At 30.8% G+C, this 24,195-nt stretch carries 24 protein-coding genes and 2 pseudogenes; 7 read left to right on the top strand and 19 right to left on the bottom strand.

Translation table 11 applies throughout. The annotated features are described in order from the left end of the window. Positions 1-27 precede the first annotated feature (27 nt). The 3 genes from CEF14_RS02700 to CEF14_RS02690 form a co-directional block, all read right to left on the bottom strand. On the bottom strand, positions 28-1,071 hold the full coding sequence (locus CEF14_RS02700; protein ID WP_170061412.1) for a sensor histidine kinase: 1,044 nt from the start codon (positions 1,069-1,071) through the stop codon (positions 28-30). Beyond that, on the bottom strand, positions 1,061-1,729 hold the full coding sequence (locus CEF14_RS02695; RefSeq protein ID WP_102691428.1) for a response regulator transcription factor: 669 nt from the start codon (positions 1,727-1,729) through the stop codon (positions 1,061-1,063). The genes CEF14_RS02700 and CEF14_RS02695 overlap by 11 nt, the downstream gene beginning before the upstream one ends. 346 nt (positions 1,730-2,075) lie before the next feature. Beyond that, a complete protein-coding gene (locus tag CEF14_RS02690; protein ID WP_170061411.1) occupies positions 2,076-2,594 on the bottom strand; it encodes a DUF4871 domain-containing protein in 519 nt (172 codons plus the stop codon). A gap of 211 nt (positions 2,595-2,805) precedes the next feature. Between CEF14_RS02690 and CEF14_RS02685 the strand changes: the two genes are divergently transcribed. Beyond that, positions 2,806-3,345, top strand: coding sequence for a hypothetical protein (locus CEF14_RS02685; RefSeq protein ID WP_102691426.1), 540 nt, complete (start codon positions 2,806-2,808; stop codon positions 3,343-3,345). 144 nt (positions 3,346-3,489) lie between these two features. Here CEF14_RS02685 and CEF14_RS02680 read toward each other — a convergent pair whose 3' ends face one another. Next, positions 3,490-4,386: a GIY-YIG nuclease family protein gene (locus CEF14_RS02680; protein ID WP_245890029.1), complete on the bottom strand. Its 897-nt coding sequence runs from the start codon at positions 4,384-4,386 to the stop codon at positions 3,490-3,492. A gap of 384 nt (positions 4,387-4,770) precedes the next feature. Between CEF14_RS02680 and CEF14_RS02675 the strand changes: the two genes are divergently transcribed. After that, on the top strand, positions 4,771-5,505 hold the full coding sequence (locus CEF14_RS02675; RefSeq protein WP_102691424.1) for an SH3 domain-containing protein: 735 nt from the start codon (positions 4,771-4,773) through the stop codon (positions 5,503-5,505). 692 nt (positions 5,506-6,197) lie between these two features. On the opposite strand, the gene CEF14_RS02670 is transcribed toward CEF14_RS02675, so the two are convergent. The 6 genes and pseudogenes from CEF14_RS02670 to CEF14_RS02640 form a co-directional block, all read right to left on the bottom strand. Further along, complete coding sequence (locus tag CEF14_RS02670) at positions 6,198-6,440, bottom strand: hypothetical protein (protein WP_102691423.1); 243 nt, start codon at positions 6,438-6,440, stop codon at positions 6,198-6,200. Positions 6,441-7,166: 726 nt separating this feature from the next. Continuing rightward, positions 7,167-7,463: pseudogene (locus tag CEF14_RS02660) on the bottom strand (sporulation initiation factor Spo0A C-terminal domain-containing protein); the annotation flags it as partial. A 185-nt stretch (positions 7,464-7,648) separates the two neighbouring features. Next, positions 7,649-7,987: a hypothetical protein gene (locus CEF14_RS02655; protein ID WP_211284551.1), complete on the bottom strand. Its 339-nt coding sequence runs from the start codon at positions 7,985-7,987 to the stop codon at positions 7,649-7,651. Between the two features lie 111 nt (positions 7,988-8,098). Further along, positions 8,099-8,668, bottom strand: coding sequence for a hypothetical protein (locus tag CEF14_RS02650; protein ID WP_170061410.1), 570 nt, complete (start codon positions 8,666-8,668; stop codon positions 8,099-8,101). A 500-nt stretch (positions 8,669-9,168) separates the two neighbouring features. Continuing rightward, positions 9,169-9,627: a DUF2628 domain-containing protein gene (locus tag CEF14_RS02645; protein ID WP_102691420.1), complete on the bottom strand. Its 459-nt coding sequence runs from the start codon at positions 9,625-9,627 to the stop codon at positions 9,169-9,171. 237 nt (positions 9,628-9,864) lie between these two features. Continuing rightward, positions 9,865-10,083 (bottom strand): helix-turn-helix domain-containing protein, encoded by a 219-nt coding sequence (locus CEF14_RS02640; protein WP_102691419.1) that lies wholly within the window; start codon positions 10,081-10,083, stop codon positions 9,865-9,867. A gap of 280 nt (positions 10,084-10,363) precedes the next feature. Between CEF14_RS02640 and CEF14_RS02635 the strand changes: the two genes are divergently transcribed. Genes CEF14_RS02635 through CEF14_RS02625 form a run of 3 tightly spaced genes read left to right on the top strand, consistent with a single transcriptional unit; the run spans position 10,364 to position 12,752 of the window. Beyond that, positions 10,364-11,677 carry an FtsK/SpoIIIE domain-containing protein gene (locus CEF14_RS02635; RefSeq protein WP_102691418.1) on the top strand — a complete coding sequence of 438 codons (1,314 nt, stop codon included), beginning with the start codon at positions 10,364-10,366 and terminating at the stop codon, positions 11,675-11,677. Beyond that, positions 11,610-12,221: a replication-relaxation family protein gene (locus CEF14_RS02630; protein WP_102691417.1), complete on the top strand. Its 612-nt coding sequence runs from the start codon at positions 11,610-11,612 to the stop codon at positions 12,219-12,221. Before CEF14_RS02635 ends, CEF14_RS02630 begins: the two co-directional genes overlap by 68 nt. Before the next feature lie 12 nt (positions 12,222-12,233). Beyond that, positions 12,234-12,752 carry a hypothetical protein gene (locus CEF14_RS02625; protein WP_102691416.1) on the top strand — a complete coding sequence of 173 codons (519 nt, stop codon included), beginning with the start codon at positions 12,234-12,236 and terminating at the stop codon, positions 12,750-12,752. Positions 12,753-12,951: 199 nt separating this feature from the next. Here the strand turns inward: CEF14_RS02625 and CEF14_RS19515 are convergent. Then, positions 12,952-13,047 (bottom strand): annotated as a pseudogene (locus tag CEF14_RS19515) (DUF4279 domain-containing protein); the annotation flags it as partial. Between CEF14_RS19515 and CEF14_RS18865 the strand changes: the two are divergent. Next, entirely contained in the window at positions 13,032-13,184 is a 153-nt protein-coding gene (locus CEF14_RS18865; protein ID WP_170061409.1) for a hypothetical protein, read from the top strand. The pseudogene CEF14_RS19515 and the gene CEF14_RS18865 sit on opposite strands and share 16 nt — an antisense overlap. Positions 13,185-13,505: 321 nt before the next feature. Here the strand turns inward: CEF14_RS18865 and CEF14_RS02620 are convergent, their stop codons facing one another. The 3 genes from CEF14_RS02620 to CEF14_RS02610 form a co-directional block, all read right to left on the bottom strand. Next, the gene (locus tag CEF14_RS02620) at positions 13,506-13,934 is read right to left on the bottom strand and encodes a hypothetical protein (RefSeq protein WP_102691415.1); all 429 of its coding nucleotides are present in this window, start codon (positions 13,932-13,934) and stop codon (positions 13,506-13,508) included. A 124-nt stretch (positions 13,935-14,058) separates the two neighbouring features. Beyond that, positions 14,059-15,093: a DUF4030 domain-containing protein gene (locus CEF14_RS02615; RefSeq protein ID WP_102691414.1), complete on the bottom strand. Its 1,035-nt coding sequence runs from the start codon at positions 15,091-15,093 to the stop codon at positions 14,059-14,061. Further along, positions 15,083-15,589, bottom strand: coding sequence for a sigma-70 family RNA polymerase sigma factor (locus tag CEF14_RS02610; protein ID WP_322788400.1), 507 nt, complete (start codon positions 15,587-15,589; stop codon positions 15,083-15,085). The genes CEF14_RS02615 and CEF14_RS02610 overlap by 11 nt, the downstream gene beginning before the upstream one ends. A 150-nt stretch (positions 15,590-15,739) precedes the next feature. Between CEF14_RS02610 and CEF14_RS02605 the strand changes: the two genes are divergently transcribed. Beyond that, complete coding sequence (locus CEF14_RS02605; protein WP_170061408.1) at positions 15,740-15,922, top strand: DUF3006 domain-containing protein; 183 nt, start codon at positions 15,740-15,742, stop codon at positions 15,920-15,922. Positions 15,923-16,125: 203 nt separating this feature from the next. Here the strand turns inward: CEF14_RS02605 and CEF14_RS02600 are convergent, their stop codons facing one another. The 5 genes from CEF14_RS02600 to CEF14_RS02575 all read right to left on the bottom strand — a co-directional run bounded on the left by CEF14_RS02600 (position 16,126) and on the right by CEF14_RS02575 (position 24,159). After that, on the bottom strand, positions 16,126-16,608 hold the full coding sequence (locus CEF14_RS02600) for a hypothetical protein (protein ID WP_102691411.1): 483 nt from the start codon (positions 16,606-16,608) through the stop codon (positions 16,126-16,128). Positions 16,609-17,010: 402 nt separating this feature from the next. Further along, positions 17,011-18,090 (bottom strand): copper amine oxidase N-terminal domain-containing protein, encoded by a 1,080-nt coding sequence (locus tag CEF14_RS02595; protein ID WP_102691410.1) that lies wholly within the window; start codon positions 18,088-18,090, stop codon positions 17,011-17,013. Positions 18,091-18,953: 863 nt separating this feature from the next. After that, positions 18,954-19,823, bottom strand: a complete 870-nt coding sequence (locus CEF14_RS02590) for a tyrosine-type recombinase/integrase (protein WP_102691409.1) — start codon at positions 19,821-19,823, stop codon at positions 18,954-18,956. Positions 19,824-20,299: 476 nt separating this feature from the next. Continuing rightward, positions 20,300-21,853: a DEAD/DEAH box helicase family protein gene (locus CEF14_RS02585; RefSeq protein WP_170061407.1), complete on the bottom strand. Its 1,554-nt coding sequence runs from the start codon at positions 21,851-21,853 to the stop codon at positions 20,300-20,302. 761 nt (positions 21,854-22,614) lie between these two features. Beyond that, on the bottom strand, positions 22,615-24,159 hold the full coding sequence (locus tag CEF14_RS02575) for an SNIPE associated domain-containing protein (RefSeq protein ID WP_102691407.1): 1,545 nt from the start codon (positions 24,157-24,159) through the stop codon (positions 22,615-22,617). Between the last annotated feature and the right edge of the window lie 36 nt (positions 24,160-24,195).

Below are 24,195 nucleotides of genomic sequence, written 5' to 3'. Positions count from 1 at the left end.
TCATCATACAAAACAGATGTGTAGAAATTATGTAGAACGTGGGAATTTTATAAAAAAAGTTGTTCCTTTGTTTATATGACTTTTTACCGAAATTGTACCTTCATGTGCCTCAACAAGTTTTTTGGTGATTGTCATCCCAATTCCACTGCCAGCATAGCGATTTTTTCCCCGATAATTTCGATCAAATAGTTTTTGACTTGTTTCTTTGTCCATTCCTACTCCATTATCATGTATCAGAATCGTAAAATAGCTTTTTTCTTTATACAATTTAATGGAAATAGATCCTTCTTTTTTTACATGGTACATTGCGTTTTTTATAACATTATGAAGAATTTGATTTAACCTAAGCTCGTCAACTTTAGCACAGATTGTTTGATCTAAATCCAATTCTAGCTGTATTTCTTTTTCAAGTAATTCACTGGCTATCGCTAATACCGATTTCTCGATTAGATTTGCTATAGACTGTTCTTTTTTCACAACTTTAAATGTTGGGTTATTAATATCATTTAATGTATCTAATTCACCAACAAGCATTATCAGTCGATCAATTTCCTCAACACAAGCCTGCAAGCGTTCTGGAGTAGCCATCCAAACACCATCTTCAAAGGCACTCAAATAACTTTTAATCGATGCCAGCGGATTTCGTATTTCATGTGCAAGATCCTGTGTCATTTCTTTTCTACGTATTTCATAGGTTCTTAATGTTTCATCGAGTTTTACTAATGATTGACCTAATTGGCCAATTTGATCATCTACTGTATATTCTATTTTTAAGTTACGATCCCCACGAACAAGTAAAAGAGCAAACTTATTCATTTCCTGAATGGGTCTTGCCAATGCCCGTGCAATTAATAAACTAGAAATTGATATGACTATTAGTAATAATGCAATAGACCAAAAGGCAGTTTCCCTTAATGCCATATCAAAATGGTGTATCACTTCTTTAGAATCTGTAATGTGAAGCATCATTAAATGCTCATGACCCTTATAAAGCAAAATCCCCGTAATAATTAAAAGCATACTTAAAGTGAAAATCGCTATGATAAATGCAACTTTGACGTTAAATTTCATTTTCCTCAACCTTTTCATTCATCTTGTATCCTAGGCCGAAAACAGTTTGTATATAATTATCCTTAATTTTTTTACGTATATTCTTAATATGTTGGTCAACAACCCGGGGATTTATATCCGTATCAAATCCAAACACTTTTTTGATAATATCATCCCTACTAAATACTTTTTTCGGGTTTTCGATCAATAACAGTAAGATATTAAATTCATGCTGCGTAAGCTGAATACGTTCATGATTCAATAATATTCTTCTCTCATTTTTGTAAATTTCTAGCTGCCCATATTGAATAATTTTCTCTTTATGAGTATCAGGTAATAATCGCTCTGCTCTCACAATTATTTCCTTAGGATGAAACGGTTTTACAACATAATCATCCGCACCTATCTCAAATCCCTTTAATTTGTCATCAATTGAGATTTTAGCCGTTAACATGATCACAGGGATGTCATAATTTATTTTTACATATTGACAAATATCCTCTCCTGCCATGTCTGGTAGCATTAAATCTAAAATAATCATATCAAGAGGTATCTCATCAACAATTTGAATGGCTGATTGGCCCGTATGTGCAATATAAGTGCTATCCCCATTATTTTCAAAATAAGAGGCTAATACAGTCGTAATCTTTTCTTCATCATCTACTATTAATACTTTCATGTTTAATTTTCACCTGCCTTCAATAGATTCTTACAATTTCATTTTAAAGTATAATTTATACACTTTTATAATAAATCGTTTATAAAATGATTTCGAATTTTGCTGTAATTTAATTCTAATCTCAAAAAAATACACCTCAAAGTCAATGGTTGTGTTGCCACAATAAACTTATCAGTGCATCATTTATTAGAATATCATCATTGTTGATGAATCTGATTTTTCTTTATCATTCCTTTCTAAAATAATTCACAGATGTTCTACTAAACTGTGACCCTTCTAGTCATAAAGAATGCTTTGTTCTTTACAGTCAATTTTTTGGATATCATCACCTGGTATATATTTTTTGTTAACTATCTTCAACTTTTATAACAATTTCATCAAACAATTTTTCATTAAAATAAATTGCTAATTTCCATAATCCACTTGTCGGGAATACCATATTCGCTGGGTAATGGGAATCAGCACCATTAATTGGACTAATAGAACCATCAGAAGCGTAACCCCATACTTTATCATTTCCCACTATCAATACGCGATGTTCTTTCCCCTTTTCGTCAATGCCAACTACTTTAAAATCACCACTGAGCGTATTCTTATCTCCCCAAAAATGCCACATATACTTATTAACTTTGTTTGCGATCATCGGTAATGCTACTGCTTCTCCTTTTTTACCCGAACCAACCAAAAAACCAACTTTCCCTTCTTTACCAATCAACAAATACTCACCTTCTGTTCCATCGCCAAAGGTAACGGGCAATGTAAAAGTTGAGCTTACTGTCCAACTTTCCTTTTTTTCAATACTTTCACAACCTACAGTTGTTCCTAAGAATACGAAAGAAATGACAATTAAAATGATGTTCCTCATAATTCCCCCTTCTTCAACAATACATGCCATGTTATTAAATAAGTTAGTTACATACTGATTAGGCGACACATCATTAACTACTTCACCATTATTAAAAGAAACCTTTTTATTTATCAGGAAATGTCCTCTATGATTCCCTTAGTTTCGTTCAATTAATAGTATGAATGGTAATGGGCATAATACACTTAAAACGAAACTTGAGGTGTAAAAAATGAAGTTTCTTGCACGTTCTGTTTTTATATTCTCTTTATGTTCTTTCTGTTTGTTTTCATTTTTAAAGGTAACCGCAATTACAAATGAATCTCACCCCTTTGAAACGTTATATCTTGAAATAGGATATCAAAATATTGGAGATGCGCTATATGAATTGGAGCAACATTATAACCAAAGGCTAAAGCTGCCATATAAATTACCTCCGATTAGCTTTACTCATTCTTTTGGGAGATTTAACAAGTATGAGGATGGTATTAATAATTCATTTGAAGTGGAATATCTAAATGAGAAATTGACCAATCATCACTATACGATTTGGGTTCGGCCGATTAAACATAAAATACCCATTAGAGAAAAATACGTAGTAAAAACCTTCGATCTAAAGAATGGTGAAAATGCAACATATAGTAACAGAAGTGGTTTTAATACACTTGTTTTTGAACAAGATAATTGGCAGTATATGTTAAGGGTTGATCAAAGCATTTCAGATATAGTCACACCTGAAGTATTAGTTGAAATTGCCAATTCAATTGAATAAACTACATTTATTCATATTATAAGTAGTATATATCTTAATCATGAATTAACTAACGTAGCTTGGACTTAAAAGGATTATTTTAACTGATTAGGATACACTATGCCTAAATATAACGTTCGACAATAAGAGCATGTATCTTTATTATTAAACTCCTTTTCTTTTAAGTTGATCAAGAGTATATCCATCAATATTTTTCCATTCAATCCACCCGTTAGCATTCCTACCAAGTATAATTGCTGCAGCCTGACTTGGTGAATTAAATGGATAGTCTTTTATAAAAATAAATGCTTCGCCATCTTCTTCAACAATTTTGTCATTTTTTAATGCTTCTCTAGTTGTTATTAGGTAATTGTGAATACTATTTGAAGTATTCTTTGACATTTGAGAACCTTTATAAATAACAAAACCTTCTTCACCATACTCACCAATTGCTTTAAGTCCCTTACCTTTACAATAAAATATTTCATTTTTTTGTATTTGAGGATCATCTGTAATTTTTGTATTTCTCATTTCATCAAATAATCTATATCCAAGAGTTGATAACAGTATTTTGATTGTTTCAAAAATATCATATAAATCCGCCTGTCTCCATTCAGGTACAAACGAGCTTGCCGGTACAGTTTGATTCAGTATGTAACGATTTACTTCTTGAGCTTTTTCAAATGATAAGCGTTCTAAAAACTTTGCATCTGTCTTTGTAAACTGATTTTGATTATTATTAGTAACAAAGACAATCGCTGTCTCCCAAAAATCTTTTTCACGATTATGTTGTTTAAGTCGTTCAAAACAATTTTCTGCTTCCCCAATATAAACTCTAGGCAATGCATCATCCTCTCCTTGTCCGAAAAGAAAATACACCCCAACATTGGTTACTTCTGAACGTTCTTTTGCATCTTCTAACTGATTTCTTGGAATATATATTGCTTGTACCGTTCTATTTGTTATTTCAGCTATTTTAATACCTCTTGGAGAGCCAAAAGGCAAAAAAATTTGTATTGTTCTTCCGTTCAAAATACATTCGTCTCCTTCTTTTAAACACATCAATAGATACATTTAAATAATATTTCACCACGTTACATTCAAACTAAAAATATGAAATTAAACTAATTATAGTAAGAATGAAAGAATTAATTTAGATTCCCTTACTTTTTAGCATTCTTATAAGTAAATTTCCATAAGAACATTATATGAGTGTATGTGGAACCAGTTAATTTAATCCGCTAAGATCAAACTTATGGAATTGTATCCCCTATTCAAAAATATAATGCTAAATTCAAAAGGCAAGGTAACACCTAGACATAACTTTTACACTAAAAGTTAATAGATAATTATACTTATAATTTTCGATAGTCCTATGTAATTATATATTTACAAAAATTTCATCCTAATGATATTATTGTACCATAAATATAAAGGAGGAAAATAATGATAAAGAATAAGGTAATCAAAAGTTTATTAGCCATCATTCTAGTAATTCCAATTATTTTTTCATTCACATCGACTTCAAATGTTCAAGCTGCTAGTACGAAAGTTGCTTATGTAGACATTCCTTCGGGAGTAGTTTTAAATGTAAGAAGTGGAGCAAGTAAAACAAATAAGATTGTTGGTTCATTAAAAAACAAGTCTAAAGTAACAGTTTATTCAGTCACAAAAAATGGCTGGGCTAAGATTAATTTTAATAACAAAAAACGCTATGTTTCCAATGAATATTTAAGATACTATAAAAAGATGTCACAACATACTGCAAAGAAAATTATCGATAGAGTTATTAAAATACAAAATAGTCTTACTAAAACTTATACAAAAAAACAAATTCATTCTATTTTATCTGCAGGATTTACAGACTCCTTAATTAATAAATTTTATAAATATGACCTTGTTACATATGAAAAAGACAAATATGGAAATGCATTATACGGATGGAATGCAACAGATTTTCCAGCATATGTTATCATGTACGGAATTACTTGGGATAAGAAAAAACAGATTGAGTATAACGCTGGAAATCCTAGAATTACCTACTATGAAAAGAATGGTAAAGAATATTTACTAGTTGCACAAAAATACTCTGATGCAATGTATGCAAATGTTGAGCAAAAGATTTATCTATCTAAAGCAAATTCAAAATCAAGATGGAAAGTATATAATACTTCTTGGTGATTAAAATCCATTGTGACATATTTTTAAGCTCATAAAAGTTATTTTACTTTATATGAGCTTTTTTTAATTATTAAAACAACATTCATTTTAAAAGTATAATCAAATACCTTACTTAAACATTACAATAGATAGTATGTGACTGACAGTTGTAACAATAGATTATCTTCTCACTATCTTTCATACGTCCACCTCCTATTAAATAATTTTTCGGTTATATATTACATTAAAATAAATTATTTTCCAGAAAACGATATAAAAAAGAGAAGGTCAAAATAAATTGACCTCCCCTTTTGAACAGACCGAGTCTATGTCGTGACTCAAAACTATTGTACTACATTATATATTTAATAGGCGTAACAATTTTTGGAACATTAAATATTTGTCAATCTAATCTCTCGTATTTTCGTAAGCATAACATCTTACGAATCATCTGTTCAAAGCCTTCTTTTTCTCTATCATTTTTTGCTTTAGACATCATTAAATTAAACACGTTTTGTTCTACTCTATCGTTTCTTCTCTTTATTTATTTATCCTCTCCTCGCTATATAAAAATAGAAAAGATGAACGGTACTACATATTCTAAGATTAATCCAGTGTAGTATCATCCATCTAAGTCTTACCGCAAGGCAGTAACTAGAATTTATCCAAACTAGTATATTACTTCTTTTTGATTATATCTAGTATTATATTAATCACCATTCTAAATCAGGTACTCTTTCAATAAATTTTTTTCCATTAATAATCCCATTCGCAAATAATTCATCTGCTGTTCGAAATTCTTGCGTATGTGAATCTTTAGAACGTGTTAATAAATAACTTTTTTCTTCTCCATATAGTCGGCTTATCCACCATTCTTCAGATTTATAAAAAAAGTTTAATTCTTGTTCTTCATCTACTATTCCTTTTTTAAATTCTTTCCACTCTTTTTCGTTCACTTTTTTCACCTCTTTCCTTTAATTGTTTTAAGTATCCCTTACCAGGTGCCCATTTCCATTTAGAATCATATCCCCATTTATGTCGATGAGGTACTTTAGGATGCTTTTTAGGGTTACCGTGATTTGTATAATGTATGTCTGCATCAGCTTTACCACTTTTCCCATAGTAACCTTCTTGTATTTAATTTCCCCTCTTTATAAAGGTCCTTGGATGAATAATTGCATTAGCAATCTTTTTAACATCTGTGCCCCCGTACATAAAAAAGAAAAGGAAATGCTCTCTCTTTCTCTTACTATTAATAATACTAGTGCAGAGGTAAAAGGACTATTTCCAATCTTTAAACCAAAGTCGAAACCAAAACCTCAGAAAAAGAAAAAACAGAAGCTCAGCTATATAATAATGCTAAGAAAAAAGGAATTAAAACAAAAAAAACATAGCGTTATCATAAAGGGAAACTACCTACAACCCGAAGAAAATACTCCTACTTTCTTGGAATCCGTAATTTCGTACTTTTCTTCCATATAGCGTGCAAATAATCTAACCGTCTGTTCATGTCAATATCTGATTCAAAATCAGTCATTTTCACAATAAAAAAACGCCTCCTCCTACAACAGATAAATTGTAAAATTAAGCGTATACGATAATATTGTATTTATTGCTATATATAATAAGTTTATCGGGTATAAGTGCGTGAAGCCTACGTGAAAAACCGCGTTAAATCAAGCTTAAACCGCAACCATTTCAATACGAATCTTATCAGCAATCATGGCGATGAACTCAGAATTTGTTGGTTTTGATTTTAGATGATGGACTGTGTAGCCAAACATTTTCGAGATAGATTCATAGTTTCCACGGTTCCATGCGACTTCGATGGCATGGCGAATCGCACGTTCCACTCTAGAAGGCGTTGTATCGAATTTTTTTGCAATGTCTGGGTATAACACCTTTGTGATTGATCCAAGCAGTTCTACGTCCAAATAGACCATTTGAATCGCCTCACGGAGGAAATAAGTTGACCTAATAAAATGGCTTAAAATAACTTTAAAATTGATAAGTTTATTGGTTATATGTTGTATGGTTGGTTAGTCACTAGTTCCATACTTATGCAAGTATATTACCAAATAAGCTTTTTAAAAGCAAACTTTTAATATAAATTACTACTTAAAATAGATTAACTAAATAGGTTTCTCAATCAATAAAATATTATTTATTTATCTAATCGTTTTAGAATTAGCATTGTACAAAGAAAAACCATACTAACTAATGCTAGTATAAAATATCCTGTTGAATATGAAGCATTAATAATATAATTGTATGCATCACCACCTACATAAGCATTTACACTATCAGTAGCATCACTTATATATGAATCTTCATCATTGTTATTTGTATAAACGAACATTTTATAAAAACCCATCCCTAATGAAATCATCAATCCTAAAATTCCCGACCCAATTCCCCAATTATATTTTGCTTCATTATCACTAGATTGGGAGCCATGATTATTGTTACTATTCTCATTTCTTTGTTGTTCAATATTATTCATTTATAAACTCCTCCATTTATACGTAATACAATCTTATTTTTATCTTTATCAATTTTGCCCACCATAGTTTTAATTATTTGATTATCCGCAAAAATCAATTTTCAACAAAAACTATTTCAAATCATTCAGTTTAAATTCCATAATTAGTTTAGTAACTTCATTTAGCTTCTCGTAAGTAGTTCGTGATTCCAATTTATATAAAGCTATTCCTGCGTTGTCTTTACCTTCTGCAAATTGTTTTAATTTCTCATATGCTTTTGTTCTACTACTTCTGTATTCCATTAGTGCATCATAAAGCATTTTATCTTCTGTTGATTTAGGATGAAAATAGATAGTTAAAAGATTGTTATTTGCTTTGTTTGCTAATTGATATAAATAATCCTTTTCCTTTTGATCTGAGAAATAAGCTGAGTTATTTTTATATTTATCCATTTCCTCAGCAATTTGTTTAGAGTAATCACCAAGCTCAGTTTCTACAAACTTTGCTACCTCATCATAAAATTCAGGTGAGATTGTACCACTTTGAACCCCCTCTGGATAGTTTGTTAAGTCTTTATTTGATTCAGTTGTAGTGTCATCTAAGGATTGATTTGAACCCTGTGAATCTTGAGATGTACTATCTTTTGACACTGGAATAGTATCATCTTCAAGACCTTCTGAATTACAAGCAAATAAGAACAATGATAATGATAGAATGGATAACAAAAAATATAATGACTTAAATTGTTGAATACGAATTCATCTCCTTCTAAACATAGTAGTTATTTTTAACTATATGTTGAATTTATTACAAATAATACATATATAGAAAATTAAAATATTTAATTAAGATATTTTATAACTCTTTAAGTAAGTACGCTTGAAAATCTGATATAAAAAAAACAATTTTCTTAAATAATACTTCTTAGTAGGGCATGTCCTTAAGAATATTTCAAGTTCAAGCAGATTTTACTTATTAATCAGGTAGGAAAATGACAGTTAAAAACCGCTCTATCCAATTGTGGAAGAACGGTCTTTTTTATGTACAAGCTATTCTTTTTTGAAACCGACTGTTAATTCAAGTATTTTTGCGATTAGGCTTTTCATGCCATTGGTCATACGCACCATAAATCTAACTTAGTCTATTTTGCACTCTTAAATCAACCACCATAACTCCACATTTTTAAATTGAAACAATCCATCTATAAGTTCAAAATAGAAGCAATAATCATAACTTCAATTATCGCTGAAGCGAACATTATTCCTATAGCTAAGAATATTCCACCAATACTAGTCCCTCCGCGTTGCTCGATTTCTCTAAGCTCATCTTGTTCATTTAATTTAAAATTTCCAACATGTACAATCGTTTTTTCAGCTTTATTTTTATATAATTTATTTCCATATACCCCCAAGAATATCCCTGTAATAAAAGTTATAAATCTTATGATATTATCATAAGCATCACTATTTGCTTGTGAAAATAGTAATCCAATTACCATTTGAATTACTACAATTGACAACAAAACTCGATACATCCTTCTATATCCAAGCCAAAAATAACCTAAGAAAAATGCAGCCCAGTTCCAACTATATTTTTTTCTCCATTTTCTCTCATAGTAATCTGCATTATCATTTACGAAAACATTGAACCTATTATCCATTCAAATTTCCCCTTTAAGTGATTATTTTCCAAATAACATATTCTTTTTTCATCGTTAAATACCTTTTTATCTATGCATCTAAAGCATCTTTTACAACCTTATATACATCAAAAGCATAATCTAATCGCTTATCTTCATATCGCCATATATTTTATCAAGTAATTCTCTAGCTTATTCCAAACAATTATTCAAATTTTCTCTTTATAGAAGAATGCTCTAGAATGCTCTTTTTACAAGTTATTCATTTTTGAAGTTGATTAGATCACGTATATCATCTAATTCAAATACATCCGCAATTTTTGTTAATGCTGATTTCGGTATTCGTTCCATTTTATTATTTACTAAGGTAGAAATTGTACGAGTGGACAATCCTGTTTTATCTGCGAGATCTTGATACGTCATTTTATGTTCAATTAATAGCTGGTACAATTTTATATTGATTTCCCGATTGTTCATCCACATTCTCCCCTCTTATTTTTATCTTAAATGCAACATTTTTTTATTGGACAAGATATTTTCTTACGTTAAGTGCAATACATTAATACTACCAAGGCAACTACCCACCCATCTACTCACTCTACTACCTATGCAAATGCTCCCCGACTACTTCTACTGGGCATATTAAAAATCCTTTATTTTCAATACTTCATCATCATTTTTAGACATTCCCATTTGCTGCAACTCTTACTTTGTAAGATATCAACCGTGGCGTAAATCATTTGAAAGGAGATGTTGAATGATCTTTGAATTTGTAACAACAACTTTATTTGGTGGAATTGCGTTAAAAGCTTTTTTGAAGAAACAAAATTTAACTGAAAACGATAGTGGAAAAATTCAACGGATTATTTCTTTGAGCGGTTTAAATGTGAAGGATGGGAAAGACACTTTAACTACTCAACTTGTCTCAAAAAAGCAACATGATTGGGGATGGGAGTATAAGTATCGAATTCCTTTAGGAAGAAGTTTTGATGATTACCTTTCTAAGCAAAATGCTATTGCAGATGGATTAAAAAACAGAAGTAAGCGAATCACATTCAATGATTTAAACTCACTTAATTTTAATGATGGGGTTGTAAACTCACTTAGATCACTTTGGAAGAAAAAACTAGCTGAATCAAAAGAAATTGAATTGGACTTTGACGGTTTATTAATTGTTCGAGTTTACAATGAGCCTTTGCCAAAACAGATACCTTATCAGCCAGGAACACAATGGAAAGTACTAGTGGGTATAATTCGTGATAAAAACGCTTTAAAATATCATGACTTTGAAAAAATCCCTCATTTAACTTTAGGAGGGGCTACACGATACGGAAAAAGTAATTTTATTAATTGTATTATCAACAGCTTATTGCAGAGTGAACCAGATAATTTGAAATTGTTTCTCATTGATTTAAAAGGTGGTGTGGAACTTTGCGATTATGAATGTATTAAGCAAACTGAATCGATTGCATATGAGCCAGAGGAAGCTCTTGAAACGTTAAAAATTGCTTATGAACGTATGATAGATATACAACAAAAAATCAAAGCAAAAGGTAAGAAGAATGTGCAACAAGCTGGAATAAAAGAACGTTATTTTATCATTGTGGATGAAGTAGGAGAACTTAATCCTAGTGAAGCTGTTACATCAGACGAAAAGAAACTTAAACAAGAATGTCAAAGAATCATGTCGCAAATATCGCGTATTGGTGCCGGATTAGGTTTTAGATTAATTGTAGCTACACAATATCCAACTGGAGATGTAATCCCAAGGCAGGTTAAACAAAATTCAGATGCAAAACTTTCATTTAGAGTTCAATCGCAAATTGCTAGTCGTGTGGTGCTTGATGAAACTGGAGCTGAACTCCTTCCACAAATTAGAGGTAGAGCTATTTATCAAGCAGCTGATAAACGAGAGATTGTTCAAACTCCTATGATCACCTCAAACAATATAGAGGAAACAATTAAACCTCATATTCGAGTTATTGAACAAGAGGAGGTTCATGATGTTATTAAAAATGAAACAGTTATCACAAAGGCAAGAATCGATACTGTTACTTTTGAAGAAGTTTGATTTTTTGACACGTGACCAACTACGTTATTATTTTGGATTAGGTAAAAAAAGAAATGCAAATAGAGTATTGAGTAATCTATCAGATTATTTAATGTCGATTAAAGATGGCAAACAATCGATTTATTATTTAAGTAAGCTAGGTCGAGAATATGTAGGGTGTGAAAAGGTACGCAAGAAAAGTAGCAATGTACAGCATTATATCATGAGGAATGAGTTTTACTTTTACAATAGTTGCCCTAGTGATTGGAAAAACGAAATCAAGGTTAGTGATGGAGATACGTCCGTAATTGTAGATGCTATGTACTCTCGTATACATACTACACACTTTTTAGAAGTGGATAATTTACAATCAATGTCTGAAAATCGTGCAAAGGTTAAACGCTATGAAGAGTTATTAAATAATGGTTTACTCGCTGAAAAACTTAGTCACTTCCCTACTCTGGTATGGGTCACTACTACTGAATTAAGAAGGATGCAGTTGAAAGAAGCGTGTGAAGGTTTGCCAGTAGTGCAAGTATTTACCTATGATGAAATTAAACAATAAGGAGGTATGTAAATGTTTTTTAAGAGGAATAAAGTTGAGGTTGTGCCTGAATCAGAATGGACAGATTACAGTGAACAAGAAAAGTACGCTACTAAGAAAAGTCTAGCAATAGCAATGTGCGTACCAACTGTAGCTAGTATTGGATTAGTTGCTTGGAATAGTCTACAAAGAATTGCTGAATCACCTGTAAAAGAAGTTGTAAGCAATGTAGATAGTGTGGGTGGAGTAACTCATACGATGGTTAACACTATCCCTGTTAACGCCTTTACAGAAAAAGCTGGAGAATTAAACGGACAAATGGCATTAAGTACATTCGCAACAATTATGGACCCAATCATTGATATTCTGGTGGCACTTGCACTACCTATTGCATCTGTAATACTTGTCGGGGCTTGTTTCTTCATTATGTTAGGTCAAAAGGAAAAGGCTTATGGTTTAATGATGAATGCCGGATTGGGTTATGTGTTGATCCAGATGTCACCATTATTGTTAAAAATCCTTGAAGCATCTGGAAAGGCGGTGCAACCATAATGGGTACTATATCTTCATTTGTGATTTATATGTTAACTGTTAGGGTTGTTGGAGCCATAATTGACATTGGTGTTCATGTTATTAAAAAACGAATGTAATAAAAAATCCCCTCTTCCACATTAGGTTGAGGGGTTAATTTTGAATCAAGTTTCTTTAATCGAAGCATCCTTTTAGTTAAACAAGAAAACTACTAATTTTCTTAACTACATATATATAAATCAAAGTAGATTTCCGCTTGAATTAAACTGGCGAAATCTATAATGTTATTTTGTAAATACATTGCAGGTTTTTCATGTACTGATAGCGGAGCAAGTTACTTTAAGAAATGTATTTGATGAATTTTCGGTAGATGCAGAACATACCTTCTTAATGGGAGGAATTATGTCAAAATCAAGTGCAATCGACGTAATCCAGATTAATTCTTCTTTTTAAAAAGACTACAACAAATAATCATGCTACTTATTGATACTAATACTTTTTTCAAATTCAACTCTCCCAATCTACTTATTCATAAGGGAACTACTTAAACTATCAAAATTATGTTTTAATGTTTGGAAAGTATCATTAAATTTAACTAATTCAAAACAAATAAAAATCATAGCGCAACACATCACGATTAAAACTATCGAAATGAACCAAGCTAAAATTAAAAAATCTCTTCTTTTCATAAATAATAATTACTCCTTTAAATTAAAAGTTTAAAAAAGCTCAAATTACGAAAGTCACGCACCTATCTTTTAGGTCACTTTATGTTTAATTTACCGTAACGTCAAATACAAAAGTTTCTTTTCCCTTATCCCATGTTGTTTTAAGTTTATAAATATAATATCCATCCCCCTGTGGCATGGTTATTTTATTATCTTTAATTTCAACATTTTCACTTGTACCATCTTCATTATATTTAATAGCTGTTATGGCAGAAGGATTTCTTTCAATTTCAAGTTTTATTGTATCTCCTTTTTTTACTTCTATTGTTTGGAATTGATCCGCTAATTCATTTATATCTGGAGAACTTAATGTATTTACTTCCACTTTATTTTCTTTCCATGAGTAATCACTTCCAATCATTGTATAATTTTTATTATCTACAACAACTTTACCTTCGGGTTGGACTATTGGATGTGTATCGCATCCAGTTAAAAAAGTAGTAATTAATATGGATGAAATTATTTTTCTCTTCAATAACATTCTCCTTTTTATAAGTATTTGTTCTATTTTCTCATTATGAAGAAAAAGGTATAAATTAAGATATACTTTCTAACATTTATAAGATATACCATTTTATAGATATTTCCTTATCTTGTTTTTAATTCATTTTTTTATTATCTTTACTTGTTATTTCAATTTGATACTGGTCGTCTTTAATCGTTTTTCTTATTTCCTGAGAAGAGAGAAATTCATGAATGACTTGTTCTATAATTTTAGCTTTTTCTTTTGCTCTTGAATCTCCTGCCCGAATGTTTAATTGAACATATAATTTAACCTTGTCTTTAACAGAATAACCAAAGGATTTAATGGAATATTCTTCATTATTAAGCAACACTTCATTAAGAGTACTAATAATACTCATCCATCTAGAGTTCCGTTCACGTTGATCAAAAGTAAATGTCTCAAATGATATTTTAAAATCCCCTACATCATAAGCCTCACCAGCTTCTTTCACAATACGAATGATTTCATCTTTTCTTGTGTTATAGTCACTTTCAGGAATTAATAACGTCAATTCAGCTGGTTTCGGTTTTATCATGAACTGATTGTACGTTAAATTGAATCCAGCTTCCTTCATTTGTTTCCTAATTTCAAAGAGAAAATCTTTATTTTCTAAAGGATATTCCTTTATGTTCTCAAGTACTATTTCTCCTGTATATCTTTTTACCTTAATGTTAATTTTGTTGTATCCTTCCTGATGTAGATATTGTTTTGCGGTCTGCTCTACTTCTTTCTTTTGCTGAGCATATTGTTTAGAATCAATAGATATTAAGAGCGTGTGCTGCTTATAATCTTGGGAAATGCTTATTACTTCAAATCCTTGTTCCGTCAGATATTTAGTTAATGCGTCATCAATTGTCCCTCTATTAAAAACTGTATTGAACAAGGGGATTTTGGAGGCGATTGTAGCCATTGCTGGTGAGACAAAAGTAGAACCGATAAAAAGCCCTATAAACAAAACGGCAGCAGAAGACACGAGTATGAATTTCTTTTTAAAAGTTCCCTTTTTCTTAAACGATTGATTGATCATTTCATCCTCTGCTTGCTTAAAACCTTTCATAACCCTCTCATTTAGATCATTAGGAATTTTAATTGAATTTAAGTTCTTTTGAATTTGATTATTATCCTCCATAGATATCCTCCTTCTTTACAATTTTTTTGAGTTTTGTCAAAGCGCGATATGTAATAGTTTTAACAGTACTTAACGGCAAGTACATAACAGAAGAAATTTCCTGAAACGTATATTCTTGATAATACTTTAATAAGATTACCGTTTTCTCTGTCATATCCAACTCATCTAAAATATCTTGTAATGAAAGGCTGAGAGGAACATCTAGATCCTTACCTGAACCGTCCCACTGCTTTTCCAAGTCGTGAGATTCAATGATAATCTTGTTATTCTTCCTTAAGCAATCTATAGAGCAATTTATTGTGATTCTGAACAACCATGTTTTAATATACTTCATTTCTTTTAGTGTATCGAAATTCTTAAAGGCTCGATAAGCAACTTCTTGTACTACATCTAAAGCATCATCATTATTTTTTACGTAAGTATAGGCCATTCGATAAATATCTTGTTGATATTCCTGGAATAACGAGAATAATACTTCCTTGTCTTTTTTTGAAATCGATGTTTCTTTTGGCAGAATAATTGCCCCCTTTCTTTCTTCTATACTTATTAGACAGTAGAAATTCGTATTTAGCCGTATCTTTTTAAAATTTTTTAGGTTTATAGAAAAATTTTGATTATTTGAAACAAGTAGCCTATCATTCTTATTTTGAGCAGATACAGAGGGAAATTTTCTTATAAAACAGATATCCTAAAATCACTATTACCTGAACAAGTGACAGTTGGTGATATGTTAATTTTTAATGGTGAAAAAATCTCAATTGATTATGAAGGAAAAAACAAATTAGCTAAAGAAATTGAAGATCTAGCTAATGAATTATTTGAAGATTAATTTGTCATGTATGTATTTAATTTAAAGTAAAAGATTCCCCTCTTCCACATTAGGTTGAGGGGTTAAATATGTAATCCTAATGTTTATAATCATTAGAAATAAGGCTTTTCAATAGTACATAAGAGGATTTATAATGAATTTCACAAAAGAGCTTTGCTACATCTATATTGTAGTAAGGCTTTTTATAATTATTCAAGCTTAAATTATCTATTGTTGTTTAATTCATCTACTTCAATGAATCCCTCAATTCCTTTTGATTCTATTTGAAACTTATTATTACTGCTCAACTTAACAATCCTGTAAAGTAAATTTTCTGACTCATCAATTGCATAATAATCGTATTTGAATGATAAAACTGAACTAATAAACTTAAATACTCGTTCTGCTATAAGCATAGTAATTAAGAAAGCTACAAAACAAAATATCGTTGTCAATAATATTACAGTGGCACTTTTTGTATCTGATTTTGCTAAAATAAATAAGACAATAACTGCAAAGATCATGCTAACAAAACTATATTTAGTGACCAAAATTAGAAACTTTTTAAAATTATTTAACCTCAATCTTTCTAATTCCGTTAACCCCCAATTATTGATAGTCATTTTTGCAGCATATATTATAAACGATGATACTGTTGCAGCATACGTACTATTAGGAATGTTCTCAATTAACTTCATTAAATCCAATAAACCTTCCTCCAATATTGTTACTTAAGTCAAATTTCGACAAAGGGGAAGAGTTTACCTTTAATAAATTCCAGCTATTTTTGACAATAAAAATAACGCTAGTCAAGTGACAGTGTTTGTATTAAATCATGTTCCGTTAGCTGAATAAAATTTTCTTTAATATAAAGAAGTGGATAAATTTTACGGCGTACCTAAGCATCGTGACTTTTCCTATTTCAGTTCCTCCTTCTTTATTTATACTAATGCTTTTACACATTGTATATTAATGTAAATTTTTATCAAAGGTTATTTCTAATATTTGCTAGTGTTGAAGATGGGTGATATTGTGGAGTGAGGGGGTGGTTAGTTGTGTGAGGGTAAAAGAAAAACCCTCTTTTACAAGAGGGTTTTGATTAAAGACCGTTAATCTTGACTTCTAAATACTCCTGAATTGAATGCATACCAATGATTGCCTACTTTAACATGTAAATCTGCATGAGATGGGAAGTAGGCTACCTTTGTTGTGAAGCCATACTCGTCAAAAATGACTTGTTGAACGTGAGCTGTGGCATCACAGTCACCTACATGACGATAAAAGACGTCATATGCTGAACGTACTGATTTATCTTTATGTGTTACTCTGTAATTAGCATCTGACAAAATATTTTGTGCTAATCGCCCAACTTCATCTAACTTTACAATTGTATTATAAGGAACTTTATTATCTCTAAAATCCTTACCCCATAATTCAGCAAAGTATAATCCATATTGATAGTCGGACATGTTGTAATTCATATCAGAAGGGGCTTTTACTCCGTCTTTGAAGTAGGCTTCGTATGATTTATGATAGTCACCACCGAATGGGAGCCCATCTTTTGCATGGTCAGCAATATATTTGTTTACATAGTCTATTGTTTTTATATACTCCACGTTATTTCTTGCTCCGTAGTCATGTCCTTGATATAAGAGTTTAGGTGTGGTTTGACTTGTAGGTGTTGATGTTACAGATTTGGTAATTTTGATGGTTTTGGTTGCTGATGAGACTGTGACTTTGGATGTCGTTGCTTTGCTGACTAAATCGTATGGAACCATTGTTATCCCTTTATGCACCATTGATTTGGTTGAGAGGGTGGTTTTCTTTTTGTTGACATAGGCATAGTTTGTACCTTTTTTATGCGTTGTTGTTTTACTTCCTGCTTTGATAGTGAAAGTTTTGGTTTTGCTATTGTACGATACCGTTGCTCCTGCTTTTTTTAAGACCTCATTGGCAGATACTAAGTATTTTCCTGATACTGAAATAGAATTGGTTTTGGTGGCAATAGCCTTTCCATTGTAAGTTGTTTTGTAGTATGTAACTTTAGTATTTGAAACCATTGTAATATGTGGTTGTCTTGCTCCTGAACTTGACTGGTTATGTTTAATTAAATCAGTCTTTTGAAAACCAATTATAAGAAGTGTTCCTGTTACGATTCCTAAAAGAATCCACTTATTTGATCTTTTCACTTTCTAGTCCTCTCCTTTCATTGAATACGTAAATCCTTCAGTATATTAAAAAGGTTAATATTTATTCTTATTACTAAAATATTACAATACCATTTATGTGGTGTCTATATAAATTACATGTATAGAAATAAATCCAATTTAGACATGAGAATTTATCTAAAAGCATGTAACCTTTATAAAAGGCAACACAGGTTATATACTCTTTAAGAATTCTGATGGTACAAATGTAATTTATAAAGTACAAAAGAAAGATGGTAATTGGATAGTAACAGATAAAAATAGTAAACGAGGTAAGAAAATGGATTATAAATTACCATGGTATGTATGGAAAAAAAATTAAGCATACTGATTACATCATACTTGTCCAACATCTCAGTCCCACTCTCAAGCATTTCCATATAGAAAATATATGACTTAAGACTGGGTGACCCCTTTATAATTCTCATGATCTGGATATCTGGACAATAGGATAGTTTAGCCTAAAGAGTGACAAGCAGAATAACCATTACTTATAATCTCTGGCTTATCCTTTCTTGATTTTTGGAATGCTTCTTGTACTCACGGTTACCAGTTCAAAGGTAAATCTGCATTTGTATTTAAAGTCTGTGTGAGTGTGCCTGGTAATGGCTTAATTCAAACCATCAAAATCTAATATATGGAATTACAGCTCCCCCTAACACAAAAATATAATGTTAAATTTCCGTATTGAGTCAATTTAAAGTAGTAATATACTAATCTAATTAAAGCTTGTCTACGAATACATTAGCTATTGATAATTGGACATGTATAACAATTACTTAAAATTATTATTTTATATGAATGTTTCTAAATAAATAACGACTACTCAAATTAATGAGTAGCCGTTACAAATATTTATCTATTGTGGTGTTATGAATTTCAAGATAATGCTTACTAATCGTTTCAAGAGATGAATGGCCACTTTGGGTTGCAATTGTAGCTAGATCAGCACCTGCTTCATGCATAGCTGTAATTTGAGTTTTTCGTAATGTATAAGGGGAAAAGCCTAACCATCGATGAATGGTGTTTCTATAAGCAGTATCACTGATTTTTACACTTGTTAAATTACCATGTTTATCAACCTTACCAACAAAATAATCATTCTCCGATAGCTGATATTTATCGATATAAGCACGGATTGCATTAATACAATTCAACGTTAATCGTTTTACGTGCCATCCCTTTTGTTTGGTCATATAAACAGAAACTGATTTATTCTTCAAATTGAAATGTTTTATTCGTAAACTGATCATTTCACTAGGACGATTAGCGGTTACCAAATTAACCAATGCAATGGCTTTTGCTCTTGTATCTAACTTATCGATTAAATGCATTACTTCATTCTTATCTTCCGCCGATTGGCCATGCATTAGTTTTTGCTCACTGTATTCTTGATTGTTGTACATACTTCTAAGTTGTGCAATTCGATGTGTCTGCTGTTCTGTCTCGAGAAGGCCATATTGATTGATAAGATAATACTTCACGCCTGCAGCTCTACGATTGAATGTTGAAAGCTTTTTTCTGGATTGTATTGTGTGGAAAAGGTATTTCTCCAATGAGTCAAAACTGATTGATCTTTTTTGCTGATTGCAATATTCTTCAAAACGGTTGAAATCGCCAGCATACATTTTTAGCTTCTTATCAATTTGTGTTTGAATGGCTCGTTCTGTTAGAATGTCATCATTTAATTTTCGGAGATTTACAATTTCGCCCACATATTGCACTCCTTTTTGTTAACTATTTATATATTCTATGTTGCTCCAGCTCAAATTATGAAAAGCAAGTTTTTCGCAACTTGAGAACATTTACTTTTTCGTTTTTGTCTTCGTACCAGTTCGATTAATTGGTTATCTTTTATTAATAAACGATGATTTTAGCTATGCAAATGAAATTAACAAACAGTTGCAAATATACATTATTCTATTGTCATTACAGGTCGTCCACTCGATAAATAACAATAAGTGGATTATCCCTATAGTCTTATCAACATAAAAAAGCCCTCAGAATTATTTGTCTGATAGCTCTTAATTAACCCAAATTAATTAGGCACACTATCTGCATTCTGCGATAGTGCACCTTTGAGAAAAGTAAAACAAGTTTTACTTTCCTCTACATATCTTTCTTCGGATTTCAAATGGGACAATTTTAATGTAAACATTTATTATAAGGGTTACATCAAAATTGTCCCATTTTAAACTTTTTCTATAATCCAGTATCGATTATTCCCTGATTTTCCAGGTCTAATCCTATAGCTTGAATTAATCATCTCTAATCTTTCATTGAGTTTATTATAACTTTTTTTCTTAACTCCATTTACTTTGTAATTAATCATATCTATTAATTCATTTTGTTCTATTTTAAACAACCTTTTACCAAGTAACGATTCTAGATATTCAGCTAGTTCATAATTACTCAATCTATCTTCATAAATTGCATAGCTATTAACACCAAACTTATCTTTGATGTATTCACAGTATCGATTTTTAAAGTCACCATATTTATTGTTAATATGAACCATTTCATTTTCTTTAATTACATGATGTAAATACCGCATCTCATTTACTTCAAGGATTGTATTATTCTGATCATCTTTTGTGATATATACAATATTTGATTTATCTACATCTCGCCCATATTTTTCGATATAGGCATCTTGTCCATTTTCCATTAGATACAATGGCTTTTGTACTAAATTACGTGATTTAGACTGAATACCTCCCAATTGTTCGTTTGTGAATGCTTTAAGTGTCAGAACGATTTTTTCATCTTCTCTTAGTCGTTTACGTCCAACACATTGAACCATCTTGTCCGTATCAGTAATATCACAAACAATATTTTTTAGATTATCGTCCCAAATCGTAACCCCTGCATCAAGGCAAGATGTTGATATTAATACTATTTTCCCCTCAGTAGAGTCCATATTACCTTCGACGTTTTGCTTATTAAAGCCTTTATTTTTAAGCATATCATTTATTTGTTGTTCTTCAACATGCTGATACTCTTTTTTTCCTTTAGAACAATTAAAGAAAGTTTCTACAGGATATTTTTGATGTAACTTTAAAGCTAAATCAATATTATCAATGAAGAAGATTGATTTTTTCTTGTTTTCAATTGCGTAATCTAAGAATTTTTCCACCAAATCATCGCTATAATAAAATTCTAACTGTTGAATAAATTCTCCTTTTGAAATTGGTGGCGTAAATTCTTTTATGCCAATTTTTTTAAAATCTTTAAAGTAGTATTTCATATACTTATCCGTTGCGGAAATAAAGATTCTAATCGTATTGGATTGATTCATAATCGCTTTGAGAGCAATATCTGTTGTATGATTAAATGATGAATCCTCGATGAAGTATTGATATTCATCACAAACAATATAATCATATTTCTTAAAGCTAAAATCAAACAACTTCTTATTGATGTTTTTTGCTGCAATCGATTGATAAGTAACAACGTCAATTGAATTATCATCAATGATACCTTCAATTTTTAATTTTGCGATATCGAGTTCAAATTGGTTCTTACAGTTGTCACGATGTACTAATAATAAAATACGTTGATTCTTTGCTTTAACAAGTGAACCTAATGTATTCATAATGAAGTACGATTTTCCTAATCCAGTATCTGCAGAAATTGTAACAATGTCTTCACAAGTCCATGTTAATATGGCATCTGTAGTAATATAGTCTGATACATATCTTTTGTTCATCATGTACAATATCCCTTCATTTACTACTTTTATCATTTGAGGTCATTTAAATTTAGAAAAGTTAAGAATTCCTCACTAAAATAATTTCACCACCCTTATTACATAATTTCCATCGTTTGACTTTGACTATCTTTGACTATATTGTAAATGGCAATAAAGGGTAACGCAAATATCCTTACAATTTTTTGGTATACCCTTCCGAAAATTCAACCAAACTCTGTAAAAGAGAAGGATGGGAATTTAATTTGAATACTGAACAGTTGAAGATCAACCAATATCTCTCCTTTTCATGAAGAACTCACTAACCATAAATTGTTCCATTCCATTCTTTTTAGATTAAAAGTAATAAGCACCTCCACCTACAATTCATTTATACAGAGGCTCGAATGAACGAGAACTGCAAAATGAATCACAAGCGAAAGTACTTATTTATCAATTTCCCCAATAAAAAAAGACTCTATAATAGAGCCTAAACTATCCCGTTATACATAATAAGAAATGTAACTACATCTCCTAATTTACCGAATGTAATTAAGTTATTAAGAATACCGTATCATACATCAATTTATTTGCTCCTAGCTACTTTGCCAATTAGCCTATTTTAAAACCAAAAGCTATCCATATTCCATCAATGTCCTCAACTACAAATTCATTATTATTGTAATCAGTATTATCTAATGACTGGACTATTTTAACATTAGAGTTGACGAACTCTTCTTGTAGTTCTGCTTGATTTTTAGTGATAAAGTAAGCGTCATAACCGGATCAACACTCCCTTTAGTCAAAATTTCAATTGATTAAACAACTTCTAGAACTTCTTGTTTTACAATAGCTATTGTTTTTCTATATTCCTCTGCTTTAGCTAGTTTCGTAAACTCAACTGTCTTATTGTGATTTCGTTTCACTACTTCTTCAATTTCACTAAGAGTTACTCTGAAAAATTCTTTACGCTCATTAATTTTGTTAACGCGTCTATCGGTGAAAGCTTTATGTAATGCGTTTTCAAGTGCGGGTGCATCATCACTGAAAATCATTCCATGTACATCAAACAAGAAAGGTACTGAAGCATCCCCAAGCTCTTTTACTCGATCCATAGGCTCTAAACGGCGGGTCATACCAATTTTAAACACATCTTCTCCAAAAGAACCGATATTAGAGATAATGTAAACATAGCCAGCTCTGGTGTTTTGAACACGATACAATACATCCTCTTTTGTTTTTCTAGTTTCTTCTAGCTTAGCTTCAAGTTCCATAAGTTTTTCAATTAATTTAGCCTGTCTAGATTTATCCGTTTCTGCCATTTGAGCTCGGAGTTTTTCAATTGCCTGCTCAAAATGTTTTTCTTCTTTCTCCACTTTCTCTCTAGCTTTTTCTAGTTCTTTTAGCGCTTTTGCCTCTTCACGCATTCGTTCTTTAATTTCCATTTGTTCTTCTTTCTCTTCTTGTTTCTTTTGCTCGAACTCATACTTTAGATACAATTCTTCTATTTTCAGTTTAAGAAATCCATTAGTAATGGATACTTGTTGCATGTCTGTAAGCTTATTTAACTCCTCATAAAGTTTGTTTATTCTCTGTTCACTTGCCTCAATGTTGTTGTACTTTACTTTGGTAATGATGTTATCACATTCATTATTAAATGCTCTTAAAATCAATTTGATAGTATCAAGAATAAACTCTTTCCCTTTCTTACGGTCTTCCCCGATTGTCCAGTCAAGACGATGGGAGGTGGCAGTCTTTTCTTTGACCATTTTCTTTTGTTCCTGACGTATTTCATTTAATTTAGCTTGATACGCTTCGGAGTTTTCAAAGCCATATTTAGGGTTATAGAAACCAAATGATTGCATTTGAAGTTCCTCAGTAAAAAGGAAAAGTTCCTTTTGAAGGGAATTGATTTCATCATTAATGGCGGATTTATTAGATTCTAATTTTTGGATATCATAATTTATTGCTTGTTTAGATTTTTCCAAATCGATTAACATATTACTGTCAGAAATTTTTTTAGATAAAATTGCACTTTCATTATTTAACTCTTCTATTTTCTTATTAAGAGCGGTTCTTATTTCTAAAGCATCTGTAACTGGTTTAAATGAATCCAGTTGTCTTTCTATTTCTTTTTTATTTTTAGACAACTTATGTATTTCATCATTTAACTGCTCTATTTGCTCTCGAGAGTTTATAATCTGATCAAAATTATTCTCCGTCCAAAAAGTTTCAAATTTATTAATTTCTTTATTTCTTTTAATTATAAGAACTATTCCTATAATTGGTGGAATAATTAAAAACCATAGAGCAAACAAAATACCAATGACCCAAGGCGAGTGAGCAAATTTTTCTTTATACATATTTTCCAACCTTCCCATTTAAATTTAATTAGTCTT

Source organism: Rummeliibacillus pycnus, assembly GCF_002884495.1.
GTDB lineage: Bacteria > Bacillota > Bacilli > Bacillales_A > Planococcaceae > Rummeliibacillus > Rummeliibacillus pycnus.
The sequence above is the reverse complement of the archived record's forward strand: the minus strand, read 5'-3'. Positions and strand labels throughout refer to the sequence as shown.